At 71.2% G+C, this 23,068-nt stretch carries 18 protein-coding genes and 2 pseudogenes; 8 read left to right on the forward strand and 12 right to left on the reverse strand.

The features are described from left to right. Window positions 1-118 precede the first annotated feature (118 nt). Both V4Y04_RS09330 and V4Y04_RS09335 read right to left on the reverse strand, forming a co-directional pair. Window positions 119-1,318, reverse strand: coding sequence for a PP2C family protein-serine/threonine phosphatase (locus V4Y04_RS09330; protein WP_332426941.1), 1,200 nt, complete (start codon window positions 1,316-1,318; stop codon window positions 119-121). Continuing rightward, the gene (locus V4Y04_RS09335) at window positions 1,315-2,922 is read right to left on the reverse strand and encodes a sensor histidine kinase (protein WP_332426942.1); all 1,608 of its coding nucleotides are present in this window, start codon (window positions 2,920-2,922) and stop codon (window positions 1,315-1,317) included. The genes V4Y04_RS09330 and V4Y04_RS09335 overlap by 4 nt, the downstream gene beginning before the upstream one ends. A 108-nt stretch (window positions 2,923-3,030) precedes the next feature. On the opposite strand from V4Y04_RS09335, the gene V4Y04_RS09340 reads away from it, so the two are divergent. Beyond that, the gene (locus V4Y04_RS09340; protein ID WP_332426944.1) at window positions 3,031-3,801 is read left to right on the forward strand and encodes a response regulator; all 771 of its coding nucleotides are present in this window, start codon (window positions 3,031-3,033) and stop codon (window positions 3,799-3,801) included. A 184-nt stretch (window positions 3,802-3,985) separates the two neighbouring features. Next, window positions 3,986-4,822, forward strand: a pseudogene (locus tag V4Y04_RS09345) (phosphatase PAP2 family protein); the annotation flags it as partial. Window positions 4,823-5,171: 349 nt separating this feature from the next. Here V4Y04_RS09345 and tnpB read toward each other — a convergent pair. From tnpB to V4Y04_RS09360, 3 genes are all read right to left on the reverse strand, one after another. Beyond that, window positions 5,172-6,629, reverse strand: coding sequence for an IS607 family element RNA-guided endonuclease TnpB (gene tnpB / locus V4Y04_RS09350; protein WP_332426945.1), 1,458 nt, complete (start codon window positions 6,627-6,629; stop codon window positions 5,172-5,174). Beyond that, the gene (locus tag V4Y04_RS09355; RefSeq protein WP_332426946.1) at window positions 6,626-7,219 is read right to left on the reverse strand and encodes an IS607 family transposase; all 594 of its coding nucleotides are present in this window, start codon (window positions 7,217-7,219) and stop codon (window positions 6,626-6,628) included. Before V4Y04_RS09355 ends, tnpB begins: the two co-directional genes overlap by 4 nt. A 237-nt stretch (window positions 7,220-7,456) precedes the next feature. Then, window positions 7,457-10,459 (reverse strand): bifunctional [glutamine synthetase] adenylyltransferase/[glutamine synthetase]-adenylyl-L-tyrosine phosphorylase, encoded by a 3,003-nt coding sequence (locus V4Y04_RS09360; protein ID WP_332426947.1) that lies wholly within the window; start codon window positions 10,457-10,459, stop codon window positions 7,457-7,459. A gap of 332 nt (window positions 10,460-10,791) precedes the next feature. Between V4Y04_RS09360 and V4Y04_RS09365 the strand changes: the two genes are divergently transcribed. Further along, a complete protein-coding gene (locus tag V4Y04_RS09365) occupies window positions 10,792-11,253 on the forward strand; it encodes a VOC family protein (protein ID WP_332432770.1) in 462 nt (153 codons plus the stop codon). A gap of 142 nt (window positions 11,254-11,395) precedes the next feature. On the opposite strand, the gene V4Y04_RS09370 is transcribed toward V4Y04_RS09365, so the two are convergent. Further along, window positions 11,396-11,764: a helix-turn-helix domain-containing protein gene (locus V4Y04_RS09370; RefSeq protein ID WP_332426948.1), complete on the reverse strand. Its 369-nt coding sequence runs from the start codon at window positions 11,762-11,764 to the stop codon at window positions 11,396-11,398. Further along, entirely contained in the window at window positions 11,761-12,159 is a 399-nt protein-coding gene (locus V4Y04_RS09375; protein ID WP_443079982.1) for a type II toxin-antitoxin system RelE/ParE family toxin, read from the reverse strand. Before V4Y04_RS09375 ends, V4Y04_RS09370 begins: the two co-directional genes overlap by 4 nt. 279 nt (window positions 12,160-12,438) lie before the next feature. On the opposite strand from V4Y04_RS09375, the gene V4Y04_RS09380 reads away from it, so the two are divergent. Together V4Y04_RS09380 and V4Y04_RS09385 are read left to right on the forward strand one after the other, a co-directional pair. Then, a complete protein-coding gene (locus tag V4Y04_RS09380) occupies window positions 12,439-13,314 on the forward strand; it encodes a helix-turn-helix domain-containing protein (protein ID WP_332426949.1) in 876 nt (291 codons plus the stop codon). Further along, a complete protein-coding gene (locus tag V4Y04_RS09385; protein ID WP_332426951.1) occupies window positions 13,311-13,526 on the forward strand; it encodes a DUF397 domain-containing protein in 216 nt (71 codons plus the stop codon). Before V4Y04_RS09380 ends, V4Y04_RS09385 begins: the two co-directional genes overlap by 4 nt. 39 nt (window positions 13,527-13,565) lie before the next feature. Here the strand turns inward: V4Y04_RS09385 and V4Y04_RS09390 are convergent, their stop codons facing one another. Beyond that, window positions 13,566-13,781: a hypothetical protein gene (locus tag V4Y04_RS09390; RefSeq protein WP_332426953.1), complete on the reverse strand. Its 216-nt coding sequence runs from the start codon at window positions 13,779-13,781 to the stop codon at window positions 13,566-13,568. 395 nt (window positions 13,782-14,176) lie between these two features. Between V4Y04_RS09390 and V4Y04_RS09395 the strand changes: the two genes are divergently transcribed. Then, a complete protein-coding gene (locus tag V4Y04_RS09395) occupies window positions 14,177-15,115 on the forward strand; it encodes a TauD/TfdA dioxygenase family protein (protein WP_332426955.1) in 939 nt (312 codons plus the stop codon). Window positions 15,116-15,412: 297 nt separating this feature from the next. Here the strand turns inward: V4Y04_RS09395 and V4Y04_RS09400 are convergent, their stop codons facing one another. Next, window positions 15,413-16,774 carry a glutamine synthetase family protein gene (locus tag V4Y04_RS09400; protein ID WP_332426957.1) on the reverse strand — a complete coding sequence of 454 codons (1,362 nt, stop codon included), beginning with the start codon at window positions 16,772-16,774 and terminating at the stop codon, window positions 15,413-15,415. 422 nt (window positions 16,775-17,196) lie between these two features. Between V4Y04_RS09400 and V4Y04_RS09405 the strand changes: the two genes are divergently transcribed. Continuing rightward, window positions 17,197-18,384, forward strand: coding sequence for a globin domain-containing protein (locus V4Y04_RS09405; RefSeq protein ID WP_332426959.1), 1,188 nt, complete (start codon window positions 17,197-17,199; stop codon window positions 18,382-18,384). 78 nt (window positions 18,385-18,462) lie between these two features. Here the strand turns inward: V4Y04_RS09405 and V4Y04_RS09410 are convergent, their stop codons facing one another. Next, window positions 18,463-18,924: an RrF2 family transcriptional regulator gene (locus V4Y04_RS09410; protein WP_332426961.1), complete on the reverse strand. Its 462-nt coding sequence runs from the start codon at window positions 18,922-18,924 to the stop codon at window positions 18,463-18,465. Window positions 18,925-19,040: 116 nt separating this feature from the next. Here V4Y04_RS09410 and V4Y04_RS09415 point away from each other — a divergent pair, with 116 nt between their 5' ends. Beyond that, window positions 19,041-20,795 carry an NAD+ synthase gene (locus V4Y04_RS09415; protein WP_332426963.1) on the forward strand — a complete coding sequence of 585 codons (1,755 nt, stop codon included), beginning with the start codon at window positions 19,041-19,043 and terminating at the stop codon, window positions 20,793-20,795. Window positions 20,796-20,878: 83 nt separating this feature from the next. Here the strand turns inward: V4Y04_RS09415 and V4Y04_RS09420 are convergent, their stop codons facing one another. Both V4Y04_RS09420 and V4Y04_RS09425 read right to left on the reverse strand, forming a co-directional pair. Beyond that, window positions 20,879-21,934: an endonuclease/exonuclease/phosphatase family protein gene (locus V4Y04_RS09420; RefSeq protein WP_332426965.1), complete on the reverse strand. Its 1,056-nt coding sequence runs from the start codon at window positions 21,932-21,934 to the stop codon at window positions 20,879-20,881. Between the two features lie 217 nt (window positions 21,935-22,151). After that, window positions 22,152-22,748, reverse strand: a pseudogene (locus tag V4Y04_RS09425) (TetR/AcrR family transcriptional regulator); the annotation flags it as partial. Window positions 22,749-23,068: the final 320 nt, after the last annotated feature.

A 23,068-nucleotide genomic window follows, 5' to 3' on the forward strand; every position in this document is an offset into this window, starting at 1 on the left:
GGTGCACGGGGTCCTCGGCGTCACAGGTCACAACGTCACGGCGCTCTCGGCGTCACGGGGTTCTCGACGTCACGGGTCACAACGTCACGGCGCTCTCGACCTCACCGGGTTCTCGGCGTCAGGCGGGCCGATCACCCCAGTCGAGGCGGAGCACGGCCAGGTCGTCGGAGTGGCGGCCGGCGTTCAGCGCGTGGGTTTCCTTGATGAGGAGGTCGACGTGATCCGCCGGGTCCGCCGCCGGCAGGTTCCCGATCAGCGCGAGCAGCCCTTCGATGCCGAGCCGCTCGCCCTTCGTCCCGTTGTGTCCTTCGATGAGACCGTCGGTGTAGACGGTCAGGGCTCCGGCGGCCGGGAGCGGGACGACCGTGGAGGGCCAGTTGCGCTCTCCGGGGACGATGCCCAGGGCGATGCCGTGTTCGGCGCTCACCTCCCGGGTCCCCTCGGCCGTGGTGAGGAGGGGCTCGTGGTGGCCGGCCAGGTGGAGGACGGCGGTGCCGGAGCGCTGATCGAGAGTGAGGAGAGTGCAGGTGGCGAACAGGTGCTGGCTGTCGCGCTCGGCGATCAGGAGACGTTCCATCAGGTGCAGCAGGTCCTCTCCGCGGTGCCCGCCGAGCACCAGGGAGCGCCAGGCGATCCGCAGGCAGACACCCAGTGCCGCGGCGTCGGGACCGTGGCCGCTGACGTCGCCCACGACGGCGTGCAGCAGCCCGTCGTCCCCCTCCACCACGTCGAGGAAGTCCCCGCCGAGCAGGGCCATCGCGGCACCCGGCAGGTAGCGGGACGTCACCCTCACCGTGGAGGTGTCGAGCATCGGCTGGGGCAGCAGGCCGCGTTCCAGGCGGGCGTTCTCCTCCGCGCGCAGCCGGGTGGCCTGGGCCTCGGCGCTCGCGCGTTCCGTCCGGCTCCGGTAGACGGCGTAGCGCAGCGTTCTTCGCAGCAGGTCCGCCTCGACCTTGCCCTTGACGAGGTAGTCCTGCGCTCCGGCGGCCATGGCCTCGGTGCCCGCCCGGTCCTCGGACAGCCCGGTCAGGACGATCACCGCGGTGTGCGGGGCCAGCCCGCGCACGGCCGTGACCGCGTCGACGCCCGACACGTCGGGCAGGTGCAGGTCGAGGAGGATGCAGTCGATCGGGCTGCCGGCCAGTTCGGCGCGCGCCTCGGCCAGGGTGGTCCGGATGGTCAGCGCGAACCGCATCCCCGTGTCGTGGAGGAGTTCCTCCACGAGCAGGGCGTCGCCCGGGTCGTCCTCGATCAGCAGGATGCGGTACACCGGCCCCTCGGGGGCCGCTTCCGGCACGGCTGCCGTGAGCGCCGTCATCGCACCGGCTCCGCGTCGACGCGGGTGGCCTCCGGCGTGGTGGACGGGGCGGGGCTCTCCGGCGGCCGGGGGGCGAGGGTGAAGGTGATGCGTGCGCCGTCGTGGTGTTCCGGGTCGACCCCGATGGTGCCTCCGTGGAACTCGACGATCTTCTTGCACATCGCGAGGCCGATTCCGCTGCCGGTGTAGGTGTCCTTGGTGTGCAGCCGCTGGAAGATCACGAACACCTTGTCGGCGTACTCCGGTGCGATGCCGATGCCGTTGTCGGTGACGGTGAACCGCCACAGTTCGCCTTCCCGGGCCGCCGTGACGTGGATCTTCGGCGTTTCGCCCGGGCGGCGGAACTTGACGGCGTTGCTTATCAGGTTCTGCCAGAGCATGCCCATCTGGGTGGGGTCGGCGACCAGGGTCGGCAGCGGATCGTGGGTGATCTCCGCTCCGGCCTCCTCGATGCCGACGCTCAGCTCGGACAGGGTCCTTTCCAGCACCTTGTCCAGGTCGACGTTCTGGTGGGAGTTGTGCAGCCGTCCGACCCGGGAGAAGTCGAGCAGGTCGTTGATGAGGGTCTGCATGCGGTTCGCCCCGTCGACCGCGAAGTCGATGTACTGGTCGGCCCGGCTGTCGAGCTGTCCTCCGTAGCGCCGCTGGAGGAGCTGGGTGAAGCTGGAGACCTTGCGCAGCGGTTCCTGCAGGTCGTGGGAGGCCACGTACGCGAACTGCTCCAGCTCGGCGTTGGAACGCTGGAGGTCCGCGGCCTGCGCGTCCAGCCGCAGCCGGGTGTCCTCGCTGAGGGCCAGTTCCTGTACGAGACGCTGCCGCATGAAGTCGATCTCGCGGCTGAGGTTGCGCAGGTCGGCGGGACCGGTCGGGGTGATGGGATGTTTGAAGTCACCGCCGGCGACGGCGCGGGCGTCCGCGCCGAGCCGCTCCAGCGGCATGTTGATGCCGCGGCGCAGTCCTTCGAAGATCAGGGCCGTGAGGACGGCGATGAGCACCGCGATGGCACCGAACACCCAGTTCCTCAGGACCATCGTGTCCATCAGGTCGTGCCTCGCCCGTTCGCGGTCCGCGTACAGCCGTTCCTGCTGGCGGCTGAGGGCGGCACGTACGTCGTCGAAGGCCTCCTTGCCCTCCGCCGCCCGCCGGGTGGCCATCGTCGAGGGTGAGCCGGCGGGCGCGGCGGCAATGGGCCGGGCGACCCTCTCCTGCCACTTCGCCACGGCGTCCCGCACGGCTTTCAGGTCGTCCAGCCCCGCGCGGTCGCCCTCGAGCAGCCCGGTGAGTTCCGCGAGGCCCGCTTCCTGCTCGGTGAGCCCCTGCTCGTAGGGGGTGATGAACTCCGGCAGGCCGGTGAGCCCGTAGCCGCGGATCCCGGTCTCCTGGTTGAGCACGGCCGCCTCCAGGCGGATCGCGACGGTCAGCGCGGGGGACCGCACGTTCACGAGGTCGTCGCTGATCGTCTGGGTGCGCCCCAGCACCCATGCGCCCACGGTCCCGAGCAGGGCCAGCACCACGAGGGACACGGCCACCCCTACGCGAAGCCACCGCCTGGTCGTCCAGGCGGAAAACCCTCGTATGCGCGATTGCCTCTCGTCGGCGGTCATCCTGTGGGCTCCTCGTTGCGGCAATCACCTTGAAAGTTGGGCCAGCACACTTTAAAGGGCGACAACCCTTGTTGTCGCGGAGCTGCTCCGGGACCTAGAGTTTCGGACATGCCTGGCAAGGACTTCGTATCGCGGATCACCCCGCAGGAGACCGCCTCCCTCACGGACGCGGCAGTCGGTGACCTCGCGCAACGCCTCGCCCGCCGGCTCCTGGGAGCACCTTCGCACCCGGCACCGGACGACCCGGCACAGGCCCTGGCTCTGCTCCGCGTGCTGGATCAGCTCAAGCAGGCCGCTGAACGGCTCCAGCGGGAGGCGGCCGTGGCGGCCGCCCGCGCGGGTGCCGGCTATCCGCAGATCGGGGCCGCCTGCGGTATGACCCGGCAAGGTGCCCGGCGCCGCTGGCCGGGACTTTTCCACCATTCGACCGAGAAACCCACGGAGCGCCCGACAATGACCACCCCCGCCCGCCCCTTCGACGTCCTGCTGGTCGAAGACGACATTGCCGACGCCATGCTCATCGAGGAAGCCCTCTCCGAGCGCGGGGCCCGCAACCTCGTCCAGGTCACGGACGGGGTCGCCGCGCTGGAGCACCTGCGGGCCCCGGGCACCCCGCGGCCCGACCTCATCGTCCTGGACCTGAACATGCCCCGGATGAACGGCCGCGATCTGCTCAAGGTCCTGAAGAACGACGACGACCTGCAGACGATCCCCGTGGTCGTGCTGACCACGTCCACCGCTCCGGACGACGTCACCGGCGCGTACAGCAGCCACGCCAACGCCTACGTGACCAAGCCCGTCAACCTGGAGGAGTTCGAGCGGGCCGTCCAGAGCATCGACTCCTTCTACCTGGACACCGCCACCCGGCCCCGTCTCTGAACCGGCCAGGGCCCGGGAATCCCGGGTTCCCCCGGGTCACCGTGTCATCCGCAGGTCGCAGCCGGGGAGCCCCCGCGTCCTGCTCCAGGAGGAGGACGCGGGCCCCTTCCCGGAGAGGACATGCGGGTCGATCGCCCCTGGGGGAGGATCTCTCCCAAGGGCTTTTCTGGCAGACTCTGTGCCCATGGGCGAAACGACGGTGACCACGCTGGAAGGTCGGCACCAGGCCGCAGCGCACCCCGTCGAGAACCGGACGGGGCACGGACTCCTGCACCGTCTGCGCACCCCCCGCCGACCGCGGTTGTGGTTCGAGATCCTGCTCATCGCGGTGAGCTACTGGACGTACTCGCTCGTCCGCAACGCCGTCCCGGAGCAGAAGTCCGAGGCCCTGCGCAACGCGGACCGGCTCTGGGACCTGGAGCGGCAGCTCGGTCTCGCCTTCGAGCAGTCGGTCAACCACGCCGTGAACTCGGTGACCTGGCTGGTCGTCGGCATGAACTACTACTACGCCACACTGCACTTCGTGGTCACGCTGGGGGTCCTGGTGTGGCTCTACCGCAGTCACCCCGGCCGTTACGCGGCGACCAGACTGGTGTTGTTCTCGACCACCGCCGTCGCCCTGGCCGGTTACTACCTGTTCCCGCTCGCCCCGCCGCGCCTGATGAACGGCGGCGCCTTCATCGACACCGTGATGGTCCACGAGACCTGGGGTTCGATGGCCTCCGGTGACCTGAAGAACATGTCCAACCAGTACGCCGCGATGCCGTCGATGCACATCGGCTGGTCGGTGTGGTGCGGGCTGACCGTCTTCGCGCTGGCGACGGTCCCGTGGGCGAAGGTCCTGGGCCTGCTGTACCCGGCGGGCACGCTGGTGGTCATCGTCGCCACCGCCAACCACTTCTGGCTGGACGCGGTGGGCGGCGTGCTCTGCCTCGCCTTCGGCTACGCGCTGGCGACCCTCTGGTACGGGAGGATGCCCTACGCGCTGCCGCGAGAGGCGCCCGACGGCGGGGGCGGGGGCAGCCGGGACAGGGGCGGCTGGAGCAGGGCCCTCTCGGGCAGAGGCTTCCCGGAGAAGGGTTTTCCGGGGAAGGGTCTCCCGGGCAGGCGCGGCACGGACAGGGCCGTCGCGGGTTCGGACGGTGGGGGCGCGGGTTCGGACGGTGGGGGCGCGGGCCGTACGAACGCGGGCGTCGTGAGCCCGCGCGCCCCGGACGACTCCCCCGGCCCTCGCACGGCCGACGGCGCCCCCGCCGCGAGCACCACCGCCCGCGCGCCGGACACCCCGCGCCACTGAGACATCCGTCCGTTGCCAAGACCCTAGTCGGGTCTCAGCATTCCGGGCATTTCGGCCCGGAAGGTCCGTCTCGTCACCAGAGCGTGAGGGCTTCGGCTTGAGTACGGTCTCTCGCTTCTGTCTGCCGCTGCTGCGGCAGGGTTGCGCCACCTGCCCGCCCCGCACTCGTCCTGCGACGGGTGCGGGTGGCGCGGGTCTTCTGGTCGGCTCCACGAGGCTTCGACACCGCCGGGGCGGCGTCCTGGTCTCCGGCCACTCCGGTACCAGTCATGCAGGATGCCGCGAGTGCGGCGAGGTTGAGTGCGGCGTTGTCGTCCCGGTCGATGACCAGGCCACAGGCGTCGCACTCATAGGTCCGCACGTGCAGCGGCAGCTTGGCTTTCACCGCGCCGCACCCGGAACAGGTCTTGGAGGAGGGGTACCAGCGGTCGGCGACCACGAGGCGGGTGGCGTGGCGCCGGCGGGTCTTGTACTTGAGCTGTCGGCGGATCTCGCCGAATCCGGCGTCGGCGATCCGGCGGGCCAGACGCCGGTTCTTCAGCATCCCGGCGACGTTCAGGTCCTCCACCACCACGGTGCCGTACTCGGCCGCCACGCTGGTGGTGAGCTTGTGCAGGGCGTCCGCTCGAAGGTTCGCCACCCGGTGATGCACCTTGTTCCGCTGGGCGTTGGCTTTCTCCCACCGGCGGGACGGCTTGCACCCGGTCCTGCGGTCGGGGCCCTGGCGTCGGGACACGATCCGAGACGCACGGCGCAGTTGCTTGCGTGCGGTGTCGTAGTGCCCGAGGTTGGGGACCTGCCGGATCTCGCCCGTCGAGTCGGCCATGACCGCGAGGGTCTTCACGCCGAGGTCGATGCCGACGGCCACGTCCGGGCGTGCCACGCGTTCGAGGTCGCGCTTGACCTCGGCCTGGAAGGACACGAACCAGCGTCCCCGCTCGTGGCGCACCGTGGCGGACAGGATGCGTGCCGTTCCGGCCTGGACGCGGGCGAGGAGCCCGGCGGTGGGCTCGTGGGTACGGAGCGTGCCCAGCCGGGGCAGCGTCACATGCCGGCCGTCCGTATCCACGCGGATGGTGCCGGTGGTGAACCGGCAGGCAAGACGCGCCTTCCGCTTCGACTTGAACCGCGGCGTGCCCATCCGCTTGCCGCCCCGCTTTCCGTTCTTCGACTTCGCGTAGTTGTCGAACGCGGCAGCAGCGTTCGCGAGACCGGTGTTGTACGCCTCCTTGGAATTCTCCTCCCACCAGGCCGCGAACCGCGGGTCGGTGTGCTTGGCCTCGTTGAACGCCTTCCGCAGCGCGGGCAGCGACCACGGCCGCCACGGCGTCAGCCCGGCCTCGGGAACGCCATATGACTCTTCCGCACGGCGCTGCCACCACGACGCGGTCACCCAGCCGACGGCCCAGTTGTAGGCGGCCCGCGCGGCACCGCAGTGCGACCGCAGCGCGGCGTCCTGGGTGACGTTCGGGTCGAGTGCGAACCGGAACGCCTGCACGACGAACCCGGGCTGCGGCCGGAACTTCTTCACTCGTCGGCCTCGTCGGCCTCGTCGGCCTCTTCGGTCGCCACGGCCACCGCGCGGGCGGCCCGATTCTTCGCCGCCCGCCGCCCGTACAAGCGGGCGCACATGGAGGTGAGCACCTCGGTGATGTCCCGTACCAGGTCATCGGTGGTTTCGGTGGGGTCGAGAACGACCAGGCGCCGCCCGGACGCCGACAGGGCCGCCTCCAGGTACTCGACACCGAACCGGGCCAACCGGTCACGGTGCTCGACCACGATCACGGCCGCGCCCGGATCGGACAGAAGCCGATGCAGCGTGCGGCGCCGCCCGTTGAGGCCCGAGCCGACCTCGGTCACGACCTCCGCGACAGCCAGGCCCAGCCCGTTCGCGCCGGACACGACCCTGGCGGCCTGCCGCTCAAGATCGGCTTTCTGGTCGGCGGACGAGACACGGCAGTACGCCACCACACGCCCGGACGGCTGGACAACGACCTCGTCGACCAGCCACGTCCCGGACGGCGCCTGGCGGACCGGAACGGGCATCTTCCCGTCCTTCACCCACCGCCAGGCGGTCTGGTAGCTCACGCCCTGCTGACGGGCCCACTCCGAAAGCTTCACAAGCCCACCGCATGTGAGACATACGACTAAAAACGACTATAAATGACTAGAAAATCTGTAGCAGCTTTCACCCCCCCTCGGGGAAACGCCCCCGGCGCCGGGGGGAAAGCGCCTCCTCGTCGGGGAGGCGCTTCCATGCCTCTGCGGCGCCCCGCGCGCTCCGGTGACCGCGCCCGCCGGCCTTTTCGTGCGGGGTGCCCGCACCGGATGCCCGCGCCGGGTGCCCGCGGTCCGCTCCTACGACCCGCCGTAGAACAGTTCCTCCATCACGCCCCGCGCCCTGCGGGCCGTGCGCCGGTACACGTCCAGCATGTCACCGGCGTGGCCGGCGCCGTAGCCGAGGTAGCGGCCGACCGCGGCCAGGTCGCGGGGGTCGACGGGGAAGGTGTCCCCGGCCCGGCCCCGGACCAGCATGACCGCGTTGCGTACGCCGGTGGCCAGCACCCAGGCCTCGTCGAGGATGCCCGCGTCGTCCGCGGAGATCAGTCCGGCCGCATGGGCGGCCGCCAGCGCCTCGCGGGTACGGGTGGTGCGCAGCCCCGGCTCGTGCGCGGCGTGCCGCAGCTGGATCAGCTGGACGGTCCACTCCACGTCGGACAGGCCGCCGGGACCGAGCTTGACGTGCAGCTTGGGGTCGGTGCCGCGCGGCAGCCGCTCGGACTCCATGCGGGCCTTCAGCCGCCGGATCTCGCGCACGTCGTCCTCGCCGAGCCCGGCGGGCGGGTAGCGCAGCGGGTCGATCAGCTCGACGAAACGGCGGCCGAGGTCCTCGTCGCCGGCCACGTGCTCGGCGCGCAGCAGCGCGTGCCGCTCCCACACCAGGGACCAGCGCCGGTAGTACGCCTCGTACGACTTCAGGGTGCGCACCAGCGGTCCGGACCGGCCCTCGGGGCGCAGGTCCGCGTCGACGAGCAGGGGCGGGTCGGCGCTGGGGGCCTGGAGCAGGCGGCGCATCTCGGCGACGACCTTGGCGGCCGCGTCGGCCGCCTCCCGCTCGTCCACGCCGTCGCGCGGCTCGTGGACGAACAGGACGTCCGCGTCGGAGCCGTAGCCCAGCTCGTGGCCGCCGAAGCGGCCCATGCCGATGATCGCGAAGCGGGTGGGCAGGTCGTCCCCCCAGCCCTCCCGGACGACGGCGCGCAGCGTGCCGGCGAGGGTGGCTGCGGTCAGGTCGGAGACGGCGCCGCCGACCAGGTCGACCAGGGCGCCCTGGTCGGCCTCGGCGGGCTGGGACTCGGTGCCGTAGGAGCCGATGATGTCGGTGGCGGCGGTGCGGAACAGTTCGCGGCGGCGGATCCCGCGGGCGGCGTCGACGGCCTGGGCGGCGCCGTCGGCGCGGCGGACGGCGGCGAGGACCTCCTGCTCCAGGTGGGCGCGGGTGCGTGGCCTGAGGCCGCCGGCCTCGCCGTCGCCGAGCAGGGCCACCGCCTCGGGGGCGCGCAGCAGCAGACCGGGGGCGAGCCGCCCGGCGGACAGGACGCGGGCGAGGTTCTCCGCGGCGGCGCCCTCGTCCCGCAGCAGCCGCAGGTACCAGGGGGTCTTGCCGAGCGCGTCGGAGACCTTGCGGAAGTTGAGCAGGCCGGCGTCCGGGTCGGCGGATTCGGCGAACCAGCCGAGCAGCACCGGCAGCAGGGTCCGCTGGATGGCCGCCTTGCGGGTCACGCCGGACGCCAGCGCCTCCAGGTGGCGCAGGGCGGCGGCCGGGTCGGCGTAGCCGAGGGCGACCAGCCGTTCGCGGGCCGCCGCGGCACTGAGCCGGGCCTCGCCGGGGGCGAGCTGGGCGACCGCGTCGAGCAGCGGCCGGTAGAACAGTTTCTCGTGCAGCCGCCGTACGACGGAGGCGTGCCGCCGCCACTCGCGGGTCAGGCTCGTCACCGGGTCGGTGCGCAGGCCCAGGGAGCGGCCGATGCGGCGCAGGTCGGCGTCGTCCTCCGGGACCAGGTGGGTGCGGCGCAGCCTGAAGAGCTGGATGCGGTGTTCCAGGGAGCGCAGGAAGCGGTAGGCGTCGTCGAGCTTGGCGGCGTCCGCACGGCCGACGTAGCCGCCGGCGGCGAGGGCGCCCAGCGCGTCGAGGGTGGTGCCGCTGCGCAGGGAGGCGTCGGCGCGGCCGTGCACCAACTGGAGCAGCTGCACGGCGAACTCGACGTCGCGCAGTCCGCCGGGGCCGAGCTTGAGCTGGCGGTCGACCTCGGCGGTGGGGATGTTGTCGATCACCCGGCGGCGCATCTTCTGCACGTCGGCAACGAAGTTCTCCCGCTCGGCGACCTGCCACACCAGCGGTCGCAGGGCGGCGACGTACTCCTCGCCGAGGGCGAGGTCGCCGGCCACGGGGCGGGCCTTGAGCAGCGCCTGGAACTCCCAGGTCTTGGCCCAGCGCTGGTAGTAGGCGCGGTGCGAGGCGAGGGTGCGCACCAGCGGGCCGTTGCGGCCCTCGGGCCGCAGGTTGGCGTCGACGGGCCAGATGGTGCCCTCGACGGTGTTCGCGGAACAGATCCGCATCATGTGCGCGGCCAGCCGGGTGGCGGCGCGCAGGGCCTTGTCCTCGTCGGCGCCGTTCACCGCCTCGCCGACGAAGATGACGTCGACGTCCGACACGTAGTTCAGCTCGTGCCCGCCGCACTTGCCCATCGCGACCACCGCGAGCCGGCACAGGGCGGCGTCCTCGGGCGCGTCGGCCTCGGCGAGCGCGAGGGCGGCGCGCAGGGTGGCGGTGGCGAGGTCGGCGAGTTCGGCGGCGGTCTCGGACACCTCGATGGTGCCGCAGACGTCGCGGGCGGCGATGGACAGCAGGCAGCGCCGGTAGGCGACGCGCAGCGACACGGGGTCGCCGGCTTCGGCGAGTCCCTGCTCGAACTCGGTCACACCGGGGTGCAGGTCGCGCGCCTCGTACGTGACGAGCGCCTGCCAGTCCTCGACGTGCCGGGCGAGATGGTCGGCCAGTGCCTCGGAGGCGCCGAGCACGCCGAGCAGCCGGTCACGCAGCGGCTTGGCGGCGATCAGGGTGTCCAGCAGCTCCTGCCGGCCGGCGGCACCGGTCTGCGCCTCCAGCATCCGGGCCAGCCCCAGCAGCGCGAGGTCGGGGTCGGCGGTCCGGCCCAGCGCCTCCAGCAGCACCGGGTCGTCGCGCACCGCGGTCAGCTCGGGGCCGTCCAGCAGCCGCTCGGCGGCCGACGGGTCGGTGAAACCGTGCCGCAGCAGCCGCGTGAAGGTACTGCTCCTGCGCCCCGGCACCGACGTCATCCCCGGCCTCCCTCGGTCCTCGGCCCGCACCGGCCTCACATCGGGCTCACATCGGGCTCGCCACGAACTCATCCAGGCGACGAGCCTATCCGCCCCACCGCGCCCCGGCCCCGGGACGACCGTGCGCGATGAGTTCCGGAGGCGGGCGGACGGGGCCGAATCCTCCGGGCACGCTGTCGTGTTTTCGGTGGCGCCGCGCACCGTTTTCGGCTTCGGTGAGGGAGAACCCCGTTCAGCCGGACCGGACGGCGGTTCACGTGACGCCGAGAGCCCGCACCGACCGGGCCCACCGCACCGACCGCACCGACTCAGCCGGAGGAAACCCGATGAACATGGCCATGACCCTCGAAGTGCTTCCGCTGCCCGTCAGCGACATCGACCGGGCCAGGGACTTCTACCGGGACAAGGTCGGCTTCCACGTCGACATCGACCAGGAGGTCATGCCGGGCATGCGCATCGTCCAGCTGACACCCCCGGGCTCCGGCTGTTCGATCGCGCTGGGCAACAGCATCTGGGAGATGTCGGGCCACACCCGCCCGACCCCGGGCTCGTACCAGGGCCTGCAGCTCTGCGTCGCCGACATCAAGGCGGCCCACGCCGAACTCACCGCCCGCGGCCTGGAGATCTCCGAGCCGGTCGTCTACGCCCCGGACGACGGCGCCACCTTCATGTACTTCAAGGACCCCGACGGCAACGGCTGGGCCGTCCAGGAGTACCGCCGCCGCGCCACCGAACCCCTCCACCAACTCCTGACGGACCAGGCCACCGAGGCGGGCAGCCCGGATCACTCGTAGGTGTACCGCTCCCCTCTGCCCCTCACCCACCCTCACCGCCTTCCCTACCGTGAGACGCCTCGCGGTACAGGCGCGGTACATGTCCTCCAGCGCGGGCGTCAGTTCGTCGCCGCCGAGACCGATCTCGCCCTGCGGACGTGGCTCAGGCTGCCGAGTCGCGTCCATCCGGTAGCGCTTCCTCCGGCTGATGGCGTCCGTGCGGGGTGAAGGTAAAAGCCGACGTGTCACGATCCAGGTCGATGGTCAGTGACGCGTCCAGAGCCTTGGCCAGACGGGTGAGCAGCGGCAGAGTCGGTACAGAGTCTCCGCCCTCGATGTTGGAGATCTGCGGCTGGGTCATCTCCGCCCGCCGCGCCAGCTCGGTCTGCGACAGGCCGAGCGCGGTACGCCGGTCGTGGACAGCCTGGCCGAGGGCGAAGGCATACCCGGCTTCGATATAGGCGGCGGACTCCTCGACCGTCTCCCCCAGAAGCTTCCTGGTCCGGCGGGTCTTCCATTCCGAGTGGTTCATGGGTTCCCTTCCTCCGTCCGGTCGTAGCTGTGCTCGGCAGGGCCGTGACCGGCCTCGCATACCTTCTGCACCTGCTGGGCACGCTCGACCTCGCCACTCTCGCGTTGCTTGGCCTTGCGGAACACCGTCAGCAGCACAATGCGCCGGTCGGGAGCGAGCCAGTACGTGATGCGGACGGCATTGCCGTCCATGGTGAAGCGCAGCTCTCGTACCTTGCCGCCGAGGTGACGAGCGTACGGCTCCCCCAGAGTGGTCGGCTGGTCCGCGAGCATGTCAACAGCACGTTCAGCCTTGTCGTAATGCGCGTCCGTCAGGAGCTCCAGCCATCGCCGAACCTCCGGTTCGATCTCGATCGACCATCGATCTTCCACGCTCACCACTATATAGAAATCCATATGAGGCGCCGATGGGAGGTGCGACCTGCGACACTCCCCCGCCACCCCACTCCTGGAACAACCATGAGTCACCCCTCGTGGACGGCGGCGGCCCGCCACTGCACGGAGCAACCGCCCTTCTTCACCCTCGCGCTCGCCGCCTTCGCGGCCTTGAGCACGACCTCACCGACCCCCGGATCACTCGTAGGTGTACCGCTCCCCTCTGCCCCTCACCCACCGTCATCGCCACACCTACCGTGAGAGACCTCGCAACGCGGTACGTACGACGGAGGGGTGCGGATGTCGGTGGACGGTGAGGCGGTACAGGTCAGGGACGAGGCGGACGAGCCGGGCTGGGAGGTCGACCCTGACGACGAGTGGGGGACGGCCGTCATCACCACGGTGGGCCGTCAGTTGAAGCTGCGACGGGAGTCCGTGGGCATGCGGGTTGCCGACTTCGCGGCGGCGATGGGATACGGGGAGGACCTCGCCTACAAGGTCGAGGCCGGCAACCGGATCCCCCGCCCCGAGTACCTGGAGAAGGCCGACGAGGTACTGGGCGCGGGCGGACTGCTCGCCGCGATGTCGGAGGACGTGGCGAAGGTCCGGTACCCCAAGAAGGTACGGAACTTGGCGAAGCTGGAGTCCCAGGCGGTGGAGCTGCTGTCGTACGGCAGTCACAACCTTCACGGAGTCCTGCAGACCGAGGAGTACGCCCGCGCGCTCCTGAGCACGCGGCGGCCGACGCTCTCGGAGGACGAGTTGGAGAGGGCGGTCGCCGCGCGTACGGCTCGCACCGCCGTCTTCGAGCGGAGCCCCGCACCGGAGCTGAGTTTCGTGCAGGAAGAGGTGACTCTCCGACGGCCGATCGGAGGCATCATGGTGCTGCGCAGGCAACTCGAACACCTTCTGGAGTTGGCACAGTTGCGACACGTGTCGATTCAGGTGATGCCGACGTCCCACGGGGATCATCCGGGGACCGGAGGACGAATTCAGATGCTCAAGTTCGCAGACGGCACAGCGGTTGGACGGGCCGACGACGAGTTCGGCAGCCGTCCCGTCACCGACCTTCGACATCTGAGGATTCTGGAGCTGCGCTATGGCATCATCCGAGCCGAGGCGCTGACCGGACGAGAGTCGTCGACTTTCATCGAACAGGTGCTGGGGGAGACATGAACCGCAAGGGATCGGTCACGGACGACGTCGAACTGACCTGGTTCAAGAGCACCTACAGCGACAGCAGCAACCCCAGCGACTGCGTCGAGGTCGCCATATCCCCCGGCGTCGGCACCGTCCTCGTCCGGGACAGCAAGAACGCCCAGGGGCCTCGACTCATCGTCGCCCCGGCCGCCTGGACGGACTTCCTCGGGGGCGCGGACCGGGAGTGACGGTCAGGATCTTCGTCCCCTCCGTGCCGCAGCGGAGCGTCACAGCGCCAGCGGGTTCTTACGCACCTTGAAGGCGGTGGCGTCGGAGCGGTACGCCTCCCCCTCCTGGCGCTCGTTGCGGAGGAATCGGTGCGGACCCGGGTCGGCCGTGATGCACGCCCGGCCGATCCGGGGACGACGGTCGCGCGGCGGGTGTCCGCGCTCGGCGGTACGCCGAGTACGCCGGCGCTGAGGGCCGGCGCCGATGACGGGCACCGGACCTGGTGGACGTGTTCGGCGGCCGGACGGGGCCCCGTTGACAGAACTCGGGCAAGATCACACAATCATCGCCATGACCACGTACTGGTTCGTCAGGATGTCAGGGGCGCCGCGCGTCCCGGATCGAACCGGCTGCGAGCGCTCCGGCCGATAGCCGGCCGCACCCTCTGGCCCCGGCCGGCCTCTCGCCGCTCCGAGCCCTGCTTCCCCACCTTCCCGGCCGACGGCCTCGCACAACCCCTTTCCCGGGCCGTCCCGGCACTTCCGCGCACCCGCGTACGGCGGGTGCGCTCCTCGGCGTCCACGACGCCGGGACGGTCCGTGCCCCGACACGGCCGGCCCGTCCGCATCCGTGACCCGTTCGAACCCCGTATGCAGAGGAAGGATGTCCCATGACCGTCACGAGCACCGCACCGACCGCCACTTTGCGTGAGGCATGTATCCCCGGAGACGGCGTCTACGAAGGACGGCGCATCCTGCACCGTGTGCCCGAGGGGTGGGAGGAACGGCCCTACGAGCTGTTCGAGGTCGAGCCGCAGGCGCGCACGATCGGCGCCGAGATCAGAGGAGTCGACCTGTCCCGTCCGCTCGGCCCCGAACTGCGCGCCGAACTCCACCGGGCCCTGCTGGAGTGGAAGGTGCTGTTCTTCCGGGCCCAGCACCTCGCCCCCGACCGGCAGCGCGCCTTCGCGCGCCACTGGGGCGAGCTGGAGACCAACCCGCTGCTCGCGGCCGGTTCCAGCGAGGACGTCGTCCGCTTCGACAAGGGCAGCGGGTCCACTCCGACGTTCGAGAACATCTGGCACGCCGACGTCACCTTCCGCGAGCGGCCGGCGCTCGGTGCCGTCCTCCAGTTGCGCGAGGTGCCGCCGGCCGGCGGCGACACCCTGTGGGCCGACATGGCCGCCGCCTACGACAACCTCCCGCAGGACGTGAAGGACCGCATCGACGGTGCCCGCGCCGTGCACGACTTCATCCCCGGTTTCGCGCGCTTCTACGGGCCCGAACGGCTCGCGCCGCACCAGGAGCACTTCCCGCCCGTGGAACACCCCGTCGTGCGCAGACACCCCGACACCGGACGGCGCATGCTGTTCGTGAACGCCTCCTTCACCACCCGGATCACCGGCATGCCCCGTGAGGAGAGCGACCGCCTGCTGCGCTACCTCTTCCAGCAGGCGCACATCCCCGAGTACCAGGTCCGTTTCCGCTGGCAGCCCGGTGACGTGGCGTTCTGGGACAACCGGGCCACCCAGCACTACGCGGTCAACGACTACGGCACCCACCGCCGGGTCGCCGAACGCGTCGCCATCGCGGGCGACCGCCCCTTCTGACCTCCGGCACACGGCCGTACGGGGTCCCGGACCCCGCACGGCCGACGGGGCCGGGCGGGCGACGCCGCTTGCAGCGTGCGTCCCGGACGGTCCGCCACCAGCGTCACGAACCGGGCCGACCCCTCAGGCCCGGCCTCCCTCGGCCATCACCGCGAGGGCGTGGAGCAGGCCGGTGGTCTCGGTGGGTTCGGCGCGGTCCCCCTCTTGAAGTTTCCCCGCCGAGCCGGACGCCTGGACACCGGGTGGTGAACCGGGGCGACCATCGGGGCTCCCACCCCTCCGCGCCGCAGCGGAGCGTCACAGCACCGGCAGCAGGTTCTTCAGCTCGAAGGCGGTGACCTCGGAGCGGTAGGCCTCCCATTCCTGGCGCTTGTTGCGCAGGAAAAAGTCGAAGACGTGTTCGCCCAGGGTCTCGGCGACCAGGTCGCTGCGTTCCATCAGGGCGAGGGACTCGCCGAGGTTCTGCGGAAGGGGTTGGATGCCGAGGGCGCGGCGTTCGGCGTCGGAGAGGGCCCAGACGTCGTCCTCGGCGCCGGGCGGGAGTTCGTAGCCCTCCTCGACGCCCTTCAGGCCGGCGGCCAGGAGGAGCGCGTAGGTCAGGTACGGGTTGGCGCCGGAGTCGATCGAGCGGACCTCGACGCGGGCGGAGCCGGTCTTGCCGGGCTTGTACATGGGGACGCGCACCAGGGCCGAGCGGTTGTTGTGGCCCCAGCAGATGTAGGAGGGGGCCTCGCCGCCCGCGCCCGCGGTGCGCTCGGAGCCGCCCCAGATGCGCTTGTAGGAGTTGACCCACTGGTTGGTGACCGCGGAGACCTCCGCCGCGTGCCGCAGCAGGCCCGCGATGAAGGAGCGGCCGACCTTGGAGAGCTGGTACTCGGCGCCCGACTCGTAGAACGCGTTGCGGTCGCCCTCGAAGAGGGACAGGTGGGTGTGCATGCCGCTGCCCGGGTACTCCGAGAACGGCTTGGGCATGAACGTGGCCTGCACGCCCTGCTCCAGCGCCACCTGCTTCATGACCAGGCGGAACGTCATGATGTTGTCGGCCGTGGACAGCGCGTCCGCGTAGCGCAGGTCGATCTCCTGCTGGCCGGGAGCGCCCTCGTGGTGGGAGAACTCCACCGAGATGCCCATCGACTCCAGCATGGTGATCGCCTGCCGGCGGAAGTCCATGCCCACGTTGTGCGGGGTGTGGTCGAAGTAGCCGGAGTTGTCCGCCGGGGTCGGGCGGCTGCCGTCGACCGGCTTGTCCTTCAGCAGGAAGAACTCGATCTCCGGGTGGGTGTAGAAGGTGAACCCCTGGTCGGAGGCGCGGGCCAGCGCACGCTTGAGGACGTAGCGCGGGTCGGCGAAGGACGGCGAGCCGTCCGGCATCAGGATGTCGCAGAACATGCGGGCCGTGCCGGGGGCCTCGGCGCGCCACGGCAGGACCTGGAAGGTCGACGGGTCCGGCTTGGCGATCATGTCGGACTCGTACACCCGGGCGAAGCCCTCGATGGCGGAGCCGTCGAAGCCGATGCCCTCGTCGAACGCCTGCTCCAGTTCGGCCGGGGCCACGGCCACGGACTTCAGGAAGCCCAGCACGTCCGTGAACCACAGCCGTACGAACCGGATGTCGCGCTCCTCCAGCGTCCGGAGCACGAATTCCTGCTGCTTGTCCATCTTCCGCTTCCCCATCCTTGCCGGTCAGGCCGCCAGTCTCTCCCGCGCCGGGTGGCCTCCTCGGGCGGCGGTCGGGCACTCGGGCCATCCCACCACATCCGGGTTTCGCCCGTGTTGCCGACCTTGATCGTTCCACGGGTCCCGGCCGCGCGTACGCACATGGCTCGACGTCCCGTCCACGCCGGACGCACGACCCTGCGCATCACCTTGCGTATCACCCTGCGGCCCGTCCGGCCCACTGTCCATCCCGCCTCCCCACGGACCGGCGTCCGTCACCGCGTGAGCGGGCCCGCCGCCAGGCCCCCCTTGTACACGGTCCCCCCGGCGGCCCGACACCCACCCCCCCTTAATTGGTATTTCAGATGCAAGTTTTAATGGGTGACGCAGACAGTCGAGAAGGCAGTCGAGAACGAGGAGACCCGATGCTGTCCGAGCAGTCCGCCGTTACCGTCCGCGCCACACTTCCCGCCGTCGGCGGGGCCCTCGGTGAGATAACCGAGCGGTTCTACGCCGGGATGTTCGAAGCCCGCCCCGAGCTGCTGCGCGACCTGTTCAACCGCGGCAACCAGGCCGCCGGCACCCAGCGCGAGGCCCTCGCCGGGTCCATCGCGGCCTTCGCCACGCACCTGCTGGCGCACCCCGACACCCGGCCCGACGCGATGCTGGGGCGCATCGCCCACAAGCACGCCTCGCTCGGCATCACCCCGGACCAGTACGCGATCGTCCACGAGCACCTGTTCGCCGCGATCGTGGAGGTCCTGGGCGAGGCCGTCACACCCGAGGTCGCGGCCGCCTGGGAAGAGGTCTACTGGCTGATGGCGAACGCCCTCATCGCCATCGAGAAGCGGCTCTACGAGGAGCAGGGCGGGCCCGGCTGGCGGGAGTGGGAGGTCGTCGAGCGGGTCACCGAGACCGCCGACGTCGTCTCCTTCCGGCTGCGCCCCGCCGACGGGGGCCCGGTGCGGGACTTCCACCCGGGCCAGTACGTCTCCGTCCGCGTCGCCCTGGACGACGGCGCCCGGCAGATCCGCCAGTACAGCCTCTCCGGCGCGCCCGGCCCCGACGAGCGGCAGTTCAGCGTCAAGCGCGTGCACGACGACGGAACGCCCGAGGGCGAGGTCTCCGGCCACCTGTACGCGCGCGTGCGGGCCGGCGACGTCCTGGAGCTGTCCGAGGCATACGGCGATCTCGTCCTCGCCACCGAACCCGCCGCCCCCCTGCTGCTCGCCTCCGCGGGCATCGGCGTGACCCCGATGACCGCGATGCTGGCCCACCTCGCCGACCACGGCTACGACGCCCCCGTCGTCGTCGTGCACGGCGACCGCTCCCCCGCCGACCACGCCCTGCGCGTGGACCACGAGACGTACGCGGCGAAACTGCCGGACGCGGCGGTGCACCTCTTCTACGAGCAGGACGCCCCGGCCGGCACGTCCACCGGCTACGTCGACCTCACCGATGTACCGGTCGCGTCGGGCACGCGCGCGTACCTGTGCGGTCCGCTGCCGTTCATGCGGACGGTGCGGGAGCAGTTGATCGGCAAGGGCGTCGCGCCGGCCGACATCCACTACGAGGTGTTCGGCCCGGACCTCTGGCTGGCCAAGCAGGGCTGAACGCGCCCCGCACGGCCGCGCACGACCCCGCACGGCCGCGGCTCGCACGGCCGCACCCCGCCGCGGCCACGGCCACGGCTACGGCCGCGGCGCGCGGGCGATCTCCAGCAGCAGCGGGCCCGTCGGGCCCGTGCTGATGTCCGCCACGGTGAGCGGGTCCAGTGAGGTGAAGAACGCCTCCTGGGCCTGCCGCAGCGCGCCGCGCAGCCGGCAGGCGGAGCGGAGCGGGCAGGGCGTGCCCGTTCCGGACGCGGACGCGCCCTCGCAGTCGACGACGTCGTCCTCGCCCTCGAAGGCGCGCACCAGGGCGCCCACCGAGGCCGTGCGGCCCCGCTCCGTGAGGGTGAGGCCGCCGCCGCGGCCGCGGCGGGCCGTGAGCAGTTCCATGTGCTGGAGTTCGGCGACGACCTTCGCGGCATGGGTGTACGGCACGTCCATGGCCTCGGCGACATCGCGCGTCGTCGGGTTGGTCTTCTCTTCGGCCACGGCCAGGCGCATCAGGACCCGCAGGGCCAGGTCGGTGGAGCGCAGCAGCCTCATACAGGGCAGCGTAGGTAATACGCATCCCGCGTTCAAATTTTTCCGGCCCGTGATGCTCCGGGGTCCACCGTGCCCGCCACCCCCATAGCGTCGAATTGACGATTACACTGGGCCGCGTGCCTCAACTTCGTCTCGCTCTGAATCAGATCGACTCGCGTGTCGGCGACCTCGCCGGCAACGCCGACACGATCGTCCGCCGGACCCGGCACTGTGCCGAACAGGGAGCCCACCTCGTGGCGTTCCCGGAGATGGCGCTGACCGGGTACCCCGTCGAGGACCTCGCGCTGAGATCGTCCTTCGTGGAGGCCTCCCGTGAGGCCCTGCGCTCCCTCGCCGCGCGGCTCGCCGAGGAGGGCTTCGGGGAACTGCCCGTACTCGTCGGCTATCTCGACCGCAGCGCCACCGAACAGCCGAAGTACGGCCAGCCCGCGGGCGCGCCGCGCAATGCCGCGGCCGTGCTGTACGGCGGCGAGGTCGTGCTGGGCTTCGCCAAGCACCATCTGCCGAACTACGGCGTCTTCGACGAGTTCCGGTACTTCGTACCCGGCGAGACGCTGCCCGTCCTGCGGCTGCACGGCGTGGACGTCGCCCTCGCCATCTGCGAGGACCTGTGGCAGGACGGCGGCCGGGTCCCGGCCGCGCGGTCCGCGAAAGCCGGGCTGCTGCTCTCCGTCAACGCCTCGCCGTACGAGCGGGAGAAGGACGACACCCGGCTCGAACTGGTCCGCAGGCGCGCCCGGGAGGCCGGCTGCACGACCGCGTACCTCGCGATGACCGGCGGTCAGGACGACCTGGTCTTCGACGGGGACTCCATCGTCGTCGACCGTGACGGTGAAGTCGTGGCGCGCGCACCGCAGTTCACCGAGGAGTGCGTGGTGCTCGACCTCGACCTCCCGGCGGCCGCCGCGGACGCTCCCCCGGCCGGCGAGGTGGTCGACGACGGGCTGCGGATCGACCGTGTCGTCCTGTCCGAGGCAGCGCTGCCCTCGTACCCGCCGGAGCGGACCGGGGTCCTCGCGCAGCCCCTCGACGACGACGAGGAGGTGTACTCGGCGCTGGTCGTGGGGCTGCGGGCGTATGTCGGGAAGAACGGGTTCGAGTCGGTGCTGATCGGCCTGTCCGGCGGGATCGACTCGGCGCTCGTCGCCGCGATCGCCTGCGACGCGGTGGGCCCCGAGAACGTCCACTGCGTGGCCATGCCGTCGAAGTACTCCTCGGACCACTCCAGGGGCGACGCGGCGGAGCTGGCACGGCGGACCGGGCTGAACTTCCGTACCGTCTCCATCGAGTCGATGTTCGACGCCTATATGGGGGCGCTGAAGCTGTCCGGGCTGGCGGAGGAGAATCTGCAGTCCCGACTGCGCGGGACGATGCTCATGGCGATCTCCAACCAGGAGGGCCACCTCGTCCTGGCACCGGGCAACAAGTCGGAACTGGCGGTCGGCTACTCGACGCTGTACGGGGACTCGGTGGGGGCGTACGGGCCCATCAAGGACGTCTACAAGACATCGGTGTTCCGGCTCGCCCAATGGCGCAACCGCTCCGCCGCTGCGCGGGGCGAGACCCCGCCCATCCCCGAGAACTCGATCACGAAGCCGCCGAGCGCGGAACTGCGGCCGGGTCAGGTCGACACGGACTCGCTGCCGGACTATCCCGTCCTCGACGCGATCCTCGAGCTGTACGTGGACCGGGACCGGGGCGCGGACGAGATCGTCGCCGCCGGGTTCGACGCGGAACTGGTGAAGAAGACGCTGCGGATGGTCGACCGGGCCGAGTACAAGCGGCGGCAGTACCCGCCGGGGACGAAGATCTCCCCGAAGGGCTTCGGCAAGGACCGTCGGCTACCGATCACGAGCGGCTGGCGGGAGTAAGGCCTACCGTCGGGCGAACAGGGCGGGGGCGGCCCCGGGACTCCGTTCCCGGGGCCGCCCCCGCGCCTCAGCCGCCCCGCATCTCAGCCGCCCGGCGTCGCCAGCTTCACCCGGGCCGCGATGGGGAGATGGTCGCTCGCCGTCGCGGGGAGCGACCACGAGCTCTCCGGTTCCGCGCCCTTGACCATGATCTGGTCGATCCGCGCCATCGGGAACGCCGCCGGCCAGCTGAAACCGAAGCCGTCGCCCGCCGCGCCCTGGGTCGACCGCATCTGGGAGGTGACGGCGTTCAGTGCGCGGTCGTTCATCGTGCCGTTCAGGTCGCCGAGCAGAACGACGTTCTCCAAGGGCTCCCTTCTGATGGCCGCGCCCAGGGCGTCGGCGCTCTTGTCCCGCTGACGGGCGGTGAAGCCGGCCTCCATCTTCACCCGTACGGAGGGGAGATGGGCGACGTACACGGCGACCTGCGCCTCGGGCGTCGCCACCGTGGCCCGCATCGCGCGCTTCCAGCCGAGGCGTATGTCGACGGCCGCCACGTCGCTCAGCGGGTACTTGCTCCACAGTCCGACGGTGCCGACCACCGCGTGGTGCTTGTACGTCGACGCCAGCGCCTCCCGGTACGTCGGGACCGCCGACGCCTTCAGCTCCTCCAGCGCCAGGACGTCCGCCCCCGAGGCCGCGACGCCGCGGGCCGTGCCGGACGGGTCGGGGTTCTGGGCGTTGACGTTGTGCGTGGCCACCGTGAGGTCGCCGCCGGAGCCGGTCCGGTCGATGAGCAGGCCGCCGAAGAGGTTCAGCCAGACGACCAGGGGCAGCAGCAGCGCGATCAGCGCGGTGGCCGACCTGCGGACGAGAGCCGACACCAGCAGCACCGGGACGGCCAGCCCCAGCCACGGCAGGAACGTCTCGAGCAGACTGCCCAGGTTGCCGACCACGTTGGGGATCCGGGCGTGGGCGCCCATGACCAGGGCGATCAGCATCGCGCACACGGCCAGGATCACGCCCCGGCGCCAGATCCGGCGGTCCCCGCGCCAGCCTCTGGTCAGGCGGTTCCACAGGCGCCGGATCCCGGCTGTCCGGCGTTTCTCGGGCCCTGAGCCGCCGTCGTCCGTCTCCGTCATGTACGCCTGCTGCGCCATACCGTTGCCTCACACCTTGCCGTGCACACCGTCGCCCCCGTGTGCGTAGACCATAGGGGATGCTCGGCGCTCTTCCCGCCGTCCGTCGACGGCAGTACGGAGGCGAGGACGAACGGAGCCGCTCCGGGAGTTCCAGGCGGGACCGGGGAAAGCGCGCTCTGTGACGAAATGCGCACAGTGTGGCGGCCGGGAATCCGGGGATCCGGGGATCCAGCGGTCATGGAACGGGACGCAGGCCCTGGAGGAGAGTGTCGACGACCTGTTCGGCGAGTCCGTCCGGCAGACCGGCGTCGGGGCGCAGGAGCGTGCGGACGAGCAGGGGGCCGACGACGATGTCGTTCAGCAGCTCGAGGTCGACGTCGGCGCGGAGTTCGCCGTTCTCCCTGCCGCGGCGCAGCACCTCCAGGCCGAGCCTGCGGCGTGGCAGGACGACGGTGTTGTGGTAGGCGGCCCAGATCTTCGGGCTGCTCTTCATCTGGGCGTGGACGTTGTGCAGGATCACCGAGGCCCTGCTGGCGAGGCCGCGCCGGCGCAGGGACTCCAGCAGGGCGACGAGGTCGTCGCGCATGGAGGTGCCGGGGAGTTCAGGGTCGCCGGGTTCGGCGGCGCGCAGGACGTCGACGAAGAGTTCCTCCTTGCCGCTCCAGCGGCGGTAGATGGTGGCCTTGCCGACGCCGGCGGTGCGGGCGATCCGCTCGATGGACAGCTCCGCGAGGGGCACACCGTCCTCCAGGAGCTTCATCGCGCCCTCGATGATGGCCCGTTCGACGGCCTCACTGCGGGGTCGACCACGCGCGGGGCCGCCCGGCCGGGGGACGGGACCGGAACTTGGGACGGGGCCGGTGGTACCAGGGCCGGCGGTGCCGGGATCGGCGGTACCAGGGCCGGTAGCACCAAGGCCGGCGGTGCCGGGATCGGCGGTACCAGGGCCGGTAGCACCAAGGCCGGCGGTACCGGGATCGGCGGTACCAGGGCCGGTAGCACCAAGGCCGGCGGTGCCGGGATCGGCGGTACCGGGGCCGGCGGTGCCGGGGCCGGCGGTGCCGGGGCCGGCGGTGCCGGGGCCGGCGGTACCGGGATCGGCGGTACCAGGGCCGGTAGCACCAAGGCCGGCGGTGCCGGGATCGGCGGTAC

The organism is Streptomyces sp. P9-A2, from assembly GCF_036634175.1.
Lineage (GTDB): Bacteria > Actinomycetota > Actinomycetes > Streptomycetales > Streptomycetaceae > Streptomyces > Streptomyces pratens.

Coding starts and splice junctions, on each gene's coding strand:
- V4Y04_RS09400 (WP_332426957.1), bottom strand. CDS start 16,774: ATGGACAAGCAGCAGGAATTCGTGCTCCGGACGCTGGAGGAGCGCGAC.
- V4Y04_RS09380 (WP_332426949.1), top strand. CDS start 12,439: ATGTCGGTGGACGGTGAGGCGGTACAGGTCAGGGACGAGGCGGACGAG.
- V4Y04_RS09365 (WP_332432770.1), top strand. CDS start 10,792: ATGGCCATGACCCTCGAAGTGCTTCCGCTGCCCGTCAGCGACATCGAC.
- V4Y04_RS09370 (WP_332426948.1), bottom strand. CDS start 11,764: ATGAACCACTCGGAATGGAAGACCCGCCGGACCAGGAAGCTTCTGGGG.
- V4Y04_RS09420 (WP_332426965.1), bottom strand. CDS start 21,934: ATGGCGCAGCAGGCGTACATGACGGAGACGGACGACGGCGGCTCAGGG.
- V4Y04_RS09330 (WP_332426941.1), bottom strand. CDS start 1,318: ATGACGGCGCTCACGGCAGCCGTGCCGGAAGCGGCCCCCGAGGGGCCG.
- V4Y04_RS09335 (WP_332426942.1), bottom strand. CDS start 2,922: ATGACCGCCGACGAGAGGCAATCGCGCATACGAGGGTTTTCCGCCTGG.
- V4Y04_RS09385 (WP_332426951.1), top strand. CDS start 13,311: ATGAACCGCAAGGGATCGGTCACGGACGACGTCGAACTGACCTGGTTC.
- V4Y04_RS09405 (WP_332426959.1), top strand. CDS start 17,197: ATGCTGTCCGAGCAGTCCGCCGTTACCGTCCGCGCCACACTTCCCGCC.
- V4Y04_RS09360 (WP_332426947.1), bottom strand. CDS start 10,459: ATGACGTCGGTGCCGGGGCGCAGGAGCAGTACCTTCACGCGGCTGCTG.
- V4Y04_RS09375 (WP_443079982.1), bottom strand. CDS start 12,159: ATGGATTTCTATATAGTGGTGAGCGTGGAAGATCGATGGTCGATCGAG.
- V4Y04_RS09395 (WP_332426955.1), top strand. CDS start 14,177: ATGACCGTCACGAGCACCGCACCGACCGCCACTTTGCGTGAGGCATGT.
- V4Y04_RS09410 (WP_332426961.1), bottom strand. CDS start 18,924: ATGAGGCTGCTGCGCTCCACCGACCTGGCCCTGCGGGTCCTGATGCGC.
- V4Y04_RS09340 (WP_332426944.1), top strand. CDS start 3,031: ATGCCTGGCAAGGACTTCGTATCGCGGATCACCCCGCAGGAGACCGCC.